General features: G+C 67.8%; 5 protein-coding genes. 4 read left to right on the top strand and 1 reads right to left on the bottom strand.

Features of this window, described 5'->3' with window-relative positions:
• The first annotated feature begins 173 nt into the window (after nt 1–173).
• From AC5LUJ_RS19105 to AC5LUJ_RS19115, 3 genes are read left to right on the top strand one after another with little or no spacing between them, the layout of a single operon-like run.
• Nucleotides 174–2,402: an RAMP superfamily CRISPR-associated protein gene (locus tag AC5LUJ_RS19105; protein WP_250283057.1), complete on the top strand. Its 2,229-nt coding sequence runs from the start codon at nt 174–176 to the stop codon at nt 2,400–2,402.
• Nucleotides 2,399–3,124, top strand: a complete 726-nt coding sequence (locus AC5LUJ_RS19110; protein WP_250283059.1) for a hypothetical protein — start codon at nt 2,399–2,401, stop codon at nt 3,122–3,124. Before AC5LUJ_RS19105 ends, AC5LUJ_RS19110 begins: the two co-directional genes overlap by 4 nt.
• 3 nt (nt 3,125–3,127) lie before the next feature.
• The gene (locus AC5LUJ_RS19115) at nt 3,128–5,611 is read left to right on the top strand and encodes a TIGR03986 family type III CRISPR-associated RAMP protein (RefSeq protein ID WP_250283061.1); all 2,484 of its coding nucleotides are present in this window, start codon (nt 3,128–3,130) and stop codon (nt 5,609–5,611) included.
• A gap of 64 nt (nt 5,612–5,675) precedes the next feature.
• Here the strand turns inward: AC5LUJ_RS19115 and AC5LUJ_RS19120 are convergent, their stop codons facing one another.
• A complete protein-coding gene (locus tag AC5LUJ_RS19120) occupies nt 5,676–7,946 on the bottom strand; it encodes a hypothetical protein (protein ID WP_250290410.1) in 2,271 nt (756 codons plus the stop codon).
• Between AC5LUJ_RS19120 and AC5LUJ_RS19125 the strand changes: the two genes are divergently transcribed.
• The gene (locus tag AC5LUJ_RS19125; RefSeq protein ID WP_250290407.1) at nt 7,945–8,238 is read left to right on the top strand and encodes a hypothetical protein; all 294 of its coding nucleotides are present in this window, start codon (nt 7,945–7,947) and stop codon (nt 8,236–8,238) included. The two genes, AC5LUJ_RS19120 and AC5LUJ_RS19125, sit on opposite strands and share 2 nt — an antisense overlap.
• Nucleotides 8,239–8,304: the final 66 nt, after the last annotated feature.

Below are 8,304 nucleotides of genomic sequence, written 5' to 3' on the forward strand. Positions count from 1 at the left end.
GGCCGCACGGCCGAGGGGTTCGGCCAGGTCAGCTTCAACGACCCCGAGCTGGTCGCCGAGCGGATCGAGCTCCTGGAGGCGCAAGCCACGGCGGCAGTGACAACGGCAGTGACGACGGAACCGACAGCGGAACCGGCCGCGGCAGCGGCCCGCCGGAGGACGGAGAACCCGGCATGACCACAGCGGCAGACAGCACGAACAGCGCGGGCGGCACGGGCACGTCCGGCATCTGGGACGACCCCCTGTGGGCCTATTCCGCTGGCGGGGAGAAGCCGCCGGCCTTCCGCCCGCGCATCCGGTACCGGCTGGCCGCGACGCTGGTCACCCAGGCCCCGTTGCACGTCGGCGGGGCCGGCCTGACCGATCCGCTCGCCGGGCCGGGCTCGGATGCCGTACCCGGCCCGGACACGGCGGGCGACGGCAAGGGACAGCGTTCGCATCTGACCCTGGCGGTCAACGGCGCCGGTCAGTACTACATTCCGGGCACGTCGATCGCAGGCGCCCTGCGCGCCTGGTGCGAACGGACGTGGACGCCGGAGGCCGTCCGGCGGCACTGGGGGTCGATCGACGGCGCGAGCCGCATCGTCGTCGCCGACGCCCCGCTGCCCGGTCTCACGCCCGCCGACCCGAAAACCGGCGTCCAGGGCGACAGCGAGACCCGGGACGGGGTCGGCATCGACCGCGTGACCGGGACCGCCGCGCACGGTATCAAGTACGACCGCGAGGTCCTGCCCGCCGGCACCAGGATCACCCTCTGCCTGACCACGGACGCGCGCGCCAGGCCGGACCGGCCCCGGGGCGACGGCGCCGGCAACACCCCAGGTGACGGCCGAACTGATGGCCCAGGTGACGGCACGGGTGACGGTACGGGTGACGGTACGGGTGACGACGGTGGCGATCTGACACTCAAGACGATGCTCGCCTCGCTGGCTACCGCGCTCACCAGGGGAGCGATCCTGTTGGGCGCCGCGTCCAGCCGCGGCCTCGGGTCCGTCAGAGCCACGGAGGCCAGCCTGCGGCGGATGGACGTCGCCACCCTGCGTGGCCTGCAGGCCTGGCTGGGCGTGGACACCCGAGACAGGAACAGCCCTGGATTCACGTCCGTCGAGCTGCCGCTGGAGATCCCCGCCAGCTCCTCCGTACTGACAGTCACCGTCGACTGGCATCCCAGGCTCGCCCTGCTGGTCGCGGCGGGCCGGACCGTCGGCCATATCCCTCAGGGCGACGATCAGGAACGCCAGGTGACGGTCCCCGTCCTGGCGCGCCGGGTGGATACCAGCGCGCCTGGAACGGCGGGCGCGCCGGAAGCGACAGGCAGCCGGGCACGGCCGGGCATGGCGCGGCGTGCCACCACCGGGAATACCGCTACCGACAGCAACGACATTCCGGCCGACAGCTTCGTCTGGAAGCCCGTCCTGCCAGCCTCGGAGATCAAAGGCGCGTTCCGGACCCGGGCCACTCGCATCGCACGGACGATCATCGGTGATGGGCAGCCCGGCGCGGACGGCGAGCGGCCTTTCGGGCAACGGGACTTCGTCCTCGACCGGGCGGACGACCCCGAGCTGGTGCGGCTGCTGTTCGGCTCCGCCGACTGGAAGTCGCCGTTACGGATCTCCGACGTCCACCTGGCCACCGGGCTGAGCCGGCTGGAAGCCGACGCCCTGCGCACGTCCTCCACAGCGGACGGCTCCCCTTCGGCAGGCGACAGTGCCTCGGCGACGGTCGGTGCTGCCCCAGCAGGCAGCGGCGCCGTGACAGGCGCCGGCGGCGCGGCCCCGGCGGCGGGCGGTCCGGCCTTCGCGTCCGCGGCGGGCCGGCTCGGGACGCTCTCGACCCAGGTGGCGCTGGACCGCTGGACCTCGGCCCCGGCGGACGAACGGCTGTTCACGATCCTTCCCGTGCAACAACCGGAGGCGAACAACAAGAAGAAACAGGGCTGGGAGCCGATCACCATCGAGATCGACCTCGACCGGCTGACCACCGGCTGGCCGAATCCCGGGAAGCCAACGGAACCGGAGGAGCGGGCGGGGCGGGCGAACGCCGCGCTCATCCTGCTGTACCTGGTCCTCGCCGAGCTCGCCGCCGGGACGCTGCCCCTGGGCAGCCGGGGCACCCGGGGCCTGGGAGCGCTCACCGTGACGAAGATCGACGCACAGGCCCGCGGCCCCGCCCGCGCGGCGGGCACGGACGGGCGTCCATGGCCGGCCGGCTGGTCCGCGACGGAAGGGAAAGCGGGCCCGGCGGCGGTCGTCGCGGCCGTCCTCGCCGAAGCGCGCAAGCTGCTGCCGGCCGACGGTGACTGGATCCGCTGGATCGGCCCGCCCGGCACACCCGGCAACAACCCGGACGGCAGCGCCGCAGGTGACGGCGACGCCGTGAACAACGGCGAGGGGGAAGCATGACGCTCCGCAAGGCACTGCTGGGCGAGCGGCGACTGCCTGGCGGCGGGCTCTCCGACGCGCTGGCCGCGCTCCGGGACATCGAGCCCGTGCCGCCGCTGCTGTACGCCCTGCTCTACGGCACCGGCGGCCCCCGCTTCGCCGAACTCGGCACCGACTGGCAGCTGGTGGACGAACACGGCGAAGCGCTGCCTGCGGAGGCCCTTGGGAAGATCTTCGAGGCACGCCTGTTCGGCAACGGGCCGGATGTGCTCGCGGCCGAGTGGCGATGGGTAGCCGGGGCGGAGCACGCCGTCCTGGTCATACTCACCGATCCCGCCGCTTCCGATCCTCCTGTATCCGCTTCCCCCTCCTCCGACGGCTCCCGGACGGCGCCGCCGGAGGACGCGCGGCGGGAACAACAGCCAGCGGACACGACGGACACGGCGGACACGACGGACACGACGGCGTGCTGGGTTCGGGAGAACAGCTACCTGCTGTGGGGCTCGGCCCGCCCGCTCACCGAATCCACGGCGCTGCCGGCCGGTCTCGGCTGGGCCCGCTTCCAGCAGGACAGGGTGAGCCCGTTCGTCGCGCCGGTGACGGGTTTCACCGAACGTGCCAGAGCGGCCCTGCCCAGCTTCGAGGTTTTCGTGGCCGAGCCACGCTACGGCAACATCGTCCCCGCGGACGAACTGCTGTGCGGCGCCGCGGTCCCAGCATCATTCCCCGCCCAGGAGGCCTGAGCCGTGAGCAGAGCGCCCCGCGACAACAGCCGCGGTACCTACACCACGAGCAGCGGGAACGACAGGACCCGTGGAAACGCGGGGACAAGAAACGGAGCTCGGGCGAACAACTCCGGGATCTCCGAGGGGAAACCGTTTCACCACGCCTACAACTTCGCGCCGCTGCCGCCCCGGCCGGCCGGACCCCCGTTCGCGGACGGCGCCCCGGCCGGCCACGACCGGCTGCGGCCGGAGCTGTGGAACGGGCGCCTGCGGGTACGGCTGACCGCCCGCACTCCACTGATCGTCGGCGAGACCGCCTCGAAGGCGGAAAAGGACACCACGGACCACGAGGGCTACGAGACCGAGGCCGGCCACACCTTCCTCCGGCTCCGCTCCCGGTCCGGGCAGGCGAAAGGCGCCACGGAGGGCAACGACGTCGAGATTCCGGTGACGTCGGTCAAGGGAATGCTCCGCTCCGCCTACGAGATCGCCACCCTCTCCCGCTTCGGGGTCGCGGCCCGGCACGATCTGCCGCTGGCATTCCGTTCCCAGCCGTACGAGGCCCTCGAGCTGACCCCGGTACGCATCGAGGAGATCGACGGCGAACTGCACGCCAGGCCCCTGCTGGGCACCCGGAGAGAATTCGGACGGGTCGACGACTACATGCCGGCCGCACTGCTCCCCGACGACAGCGCTATCAAGAATTTCATCTGGGAACCGGCTGGCCTCCGCACCGGAGACGGCCTTGCCGCCGCCCGGCGTTTCGCCCACAAAGACGAGGTCAGCGTCGAGCTGACCAGCGTGCGAAACAATATCTACTCATACTGGCTGGTCACCGGGATCGGGGCGAAAGGAGGTGATATCCGCCCGATCGGCAGCGTTGCCGACAGATACCCCGAAACTATTACGGTGGACGGCTGGGTCTGCCGCACGAACCAGAATCACGATGCGAAGAACTTCCCCTCGAAAAAACATGAGCGAATCTTCTTCACGGATCCGGACAACCTGTTGCCACCGAAACCCGTCCGGCTTACCGACACCGTCGCGGCCGCCTACCGGGAGGTGCTCGACAGCTATGTCCGTGAACTCGACGGAGCGCCACCGAGTGTCCGGCCGGGAAAAGAGAGGACAGCGTCCCTGCCGGTCGTCGAATGGGCAAGGAAAACCAAGGAAGAGCGAGTCAGGAAAAGCATCCGGAAGAAGAGCTCAGCGGGCAGAACCGAGCGACAGCGGCCTTTGGAAGCGGGGGATCTGCTGTACGGCGTGTTCTCCCATGACGGCCAGCGGCTGGAACGGCTGCTGCCTGTCATGGTCGGGCGCCGGCCGTTCTCCAGACCTCCGGCGGAGCTGCTTGCGGCGGCGCGTCGCCAGCCTCCCACGGCTTTTGACAAATTCTCCGCGGCGGACCGGGTTTTCGGCACGGTCGAGCAGCGTGCCGACGAGCGCGACGAACGCGCGACCGCCTATCGCGGACATGTCGTGATCTCCCCGGTCCTGCCCGAGAAGGTGGAGATCACCAACTTCCATAAGAAAAAGCTGCTCGGCAATGTCGGCCTCCCGCTGATCGAACTGGGCGCGCCCAAGCCGAGCCAGGCCCGTTTCTACAGCGCGGCCGACCCCGCCGGGACACCGGTGGGCGAGAGAATGCTGAAGGCGGAAATGTACGGCCCGGAGGCGGGCCTGCGCGGTTTCAAGGTCTTCCCCCGCCACCGCGACCTTGAGGACAGGCCCGACGACTACGTTCGGGACAAGGTCACCGTCCGGATCGTCGGCCAGCAACAACAGGGCTCCCAGAGCCGGGGCCAGGCTCAGGACGGACAGCCGGTGAAGCCACGGACAAAACGGAACGCCTCCGTGCTGGCCTGGGTCAGGGCCGACAGCACGTTCACCTTCGACATCGACGTCACGAACATGACCGACGCGGAACTCGGCGCGCTGCTGTGGCTGCTCGACCCTCGCGAACTCGCCGTCCCCAGAGAACTGGAGCCGTCGGCGAAGGCAGCCGATTTCGGCGTGTTCCGGCTCGGGCGCGGCCGGCCGCTCGGGCTGGGCTCGGTCACCCTTGAACTGCTGCCGGAAGACAGTTCTCTCGTCCGGGGCGAGACGGTGGCCGCCGCCTACCGGGATCTGTCCGGCTGCCTCGGCGCCATCGACCAGGATTCCGTGGACGGCGGTGCGGAGCGGTTCGACGAGATCGCGAAAACACTGCTCGAGTCCTTCCGGACGGCGACCACCGAAGCGACGGGTGGCAGTTTCGACAAAGCCGCCCACATCGCCGCGCTGCGCCGGGCCGCCACCGGCTACGGCGACGGCGTCCGCGTCGGCTATCCACGGGGCTCGACAAAACCGCGCCAAGGTGACGACATCTCGGAGATCGTCGCCTGGTTCCAGCTCAACGAGAAGGTCAGTGCACAGAATCCGAAAAAGCCGACGATGAGGTACGGCTACACGCTGCCTCTACTCACCACGAACGTGACCCCGCTCCACGAACTACACGAACAGTAACCTCACCCCGACCCGGCCCTCCTGGTGGCTGTGCCCCGCGGAGCACAACCACCAGGAGAAATCTCTACCCGGTCACCCCGGAACGAGCACTACGGAGATCGTCGAGGATGTCCTCGTACCGGCTCCGGTATTCAGCGATGTCCACCTCGATCATAATACCTTCGAGCAACTGCTTCTGGACCTTCTCCAGAAAAAGATCGAGAACGTCGAGGGCATCCTCCTGACTTACCGGAGTTCCCAGCTTCTCACTCAGCGCCTTTGCCAACGAGGCATGATCATTATTGTGGGTGGTCGGGCTGTTGTTACGAATCCGGGAAAGATTCTTCAGGGGCCCCTCCTCCCAGGGCCCCTTATTTCCTTTCTTCTCTTCCTTCAACACGTGCTCACAGATCGCGGTCGCGAGACAGACCGAGCCCCAGCCGTCGTTTTTCCCCAGCGCTCGGACCAACTCCAACCGGCGCGCGGCCTCCTCCCGCCGCTTCTCTACCTCCGGAATCAGAGCAGCACGAGCCGAATCCCAGTCGAACGCGTCCCTGCGCAGATCGTCGACTCTGCCCGCGATATCACGAAGCTCCCGCCCGCCCCGACGCAGCGTCGCCGCAGCCGCGACAAACTCCAGGGATTCGACCTGCCGGGCGGCAACATTCTTCAACAGACCGTCGTAAGTCGGTAATGCCAGTACATGTCGGTCCGAGACACTCACCGTGCTATGAGGCGGACCGGCCGGGCCGGTGTGCCGGATCTCGTCGATGGAGCCGACGTATGCCGGGCATCCCTCCTTCACAGCCCAGTCGAGTGCGGCCAACGCAGCCGCGAGGTTCATACCGTGGGTCGCCGGGCCGCCCAGGAAGACAACGGCCTCGGCATCGCGCAGCGCGAATGTCGCGTCAAGAACCCTGATGGAATCGACAATCTCCGCACGCATCATCTCGATGTTGTTCTCTCTGTTCACCTGGCCGGATTCTGACGGTGGCGCCGGCTTCAAGGTGATCCCTATCGGGTAGCGCAGCCGGGCCAGCCTGCCGTCGTACACCTCCCCGCCGTCGTGCCCTTCGGGCTGCGCCGCCTGGCTCCACCGCCGTTCGAGCGCCGCCCAGAGCGCTTCGATCTCCCTTTGTGCCTTGTCAGCGGTACTGACAGACGCGATCATCAAGATATCGATCTTCCAGTTGACTTCCTCGACTTCCTCGTCGATCCGGATGTTCTGGAAGTCATGGTCGAGAATGGCCGTGAGCTGTGGACGGAGATCCTGCCCGCCCACGCACTGAACCACGAGCAGCCGTCCCGAAGGGAGCGACGACCAACGCGCCGGATTCGGCGAGAGCCCCAGCTTCCGCCGAGGATCCCGACGGTCAGCGGCCTCAGCGATCTCGCGGAAGTAGCCGTCAGCCCTCCGAAAACCCTTCGAAGCCGTGAGCGCGTCGTGCGCGACGCTGCTGGCAACCTCGTTGAGATGCTTGACAGAACTGGACACCAGGAACTCCCTCGGCAGACGACCGGCGAGCTCATGGTTGTCCTCGACGCTTCCTATCAGAGGACCCAGCGTCCGCTTTCCGATCTCGGGCCAGTTACTTCCGTCCGGCTCGCTCTCCACCAGCTCACGGTAGTGATCATAGATCCACGAGCGAACCTGCAGGAGAGCGGCGACCTCGTTCCGGAGCAGCCTGTCGAGCAAGGCGCTCTCAACGGAATGATGGGAACGCGGGCCGAACTCGTCCTTCTCCAGCTCGGGCAGCCCCGCCCGCCCAACGGCATACCGAAAACCGTCGTCGTCCTGGATCTGACGACAGTGTAACGCCTTCCATGCCCAGCTTTCCCGCTCGTTTCCAGCACACTCGGCCAGTTCGGCCAGGCCGCGGAAGTGGCGTTTCCTGGAAAGCCAGCCACGCGCGTCCGACTGCAACGTCAGCGACGTTCGGCCATGCCCTTCCTGAAGCGGAACAAGATCGACCGTAAAAGTGGACTCGAGACAGCCGAGAAAGAGCCCGCTGAGACTGTTCTTCGCGCCCGTCCCATAGCCGAGAAAGACGCCGTCGAGCTGCTTGTTCTCGAGGTAGGAGTCAACAGCGTCCCGGGCAGCAGCGGTCAACGGCGCCCCCATCGGGATCTCGTCCACGGCGCTCAGCGCCACATCCGCGTAAAGATCCGGCCAGATTTCCAGCGCGCTTCTTATCAGCTTGAAGATCCGCCAGGTGTCGGCGGCCTCCGAAGGCTCCTGTCGCGTGGTCGCGAGAGCGAGCCGGGCGGGATCCCCAATCCTTCTGACTACGGAGAAGAGTCGCCAGCGGGGCGCTTCGGCGCCCGCTTTTTCCTGTCCGCGTATTAGTGAATTCATGCGTGACAAGAAGCGGTTCTATATCGTTCCGAGCCTTGCTCAACTCCTCCTTCGCGGCGTTCCGTACAGCGCTGTCAGCAGCGGCGTTCGTCCACTCCTCCGCCGCGGCAGCCACGCCGTTCAGAACCTTCTCGATATCGGCGTACCTTTTTTCGAGATCGTGTACCGCCTCGCCGGAAAGCCGGCCGCCGGTGGTGATTCCCACGTCGGATGTGCCGAGCAGGTGGATTATTACCTTGCCAGCCATGTGCCCCCGTCCGTCCGTAAACGCTGTCGGCTGCGCACAGTGTGACAGGGACGGCGCGCACCCCGAACGGAGGGGGCTCGAGCACCGGGGCGGAAGGTGTAGGTGGGTTCG

The organism is Protofrankia sp. CiP1_Cm_nod3, assembly GCF_982290655.1.

Bases quoted from the DNA above. Each gene is read 5' to 3' on its own strand.
- AC5LUJ_RS19105 (WP_250283057.1), top strand. From the start codon at position 174: ATGACCACAGCGGCAGACAGCACGAACAGCGCGGGCGGCACGGGCACG.
- AC5LUJ_RS19110 (WP_250283059.1), top strand. From the start codon at position 2,399: ATGACGCTCCGCAAGGCACTGCTGGGCGAGCGGCGACTGCCTGGCGGC.
- AC5LUJ_RS19125 (WP_250290407.1), top strand. From the start codon at position 7,945: ATGCGTGACAAGAAGCGGTTCTATATCGTTCCGAGCCTTGCTCAACTC.
- AC5LUJ_RS19120 (WP_250290410.1), bottom strand. From the start codon at position 7,946: ATGAATTCACTAATACGCGGACAGGAAAAAGCGGGCGCCGAAGCGCCC.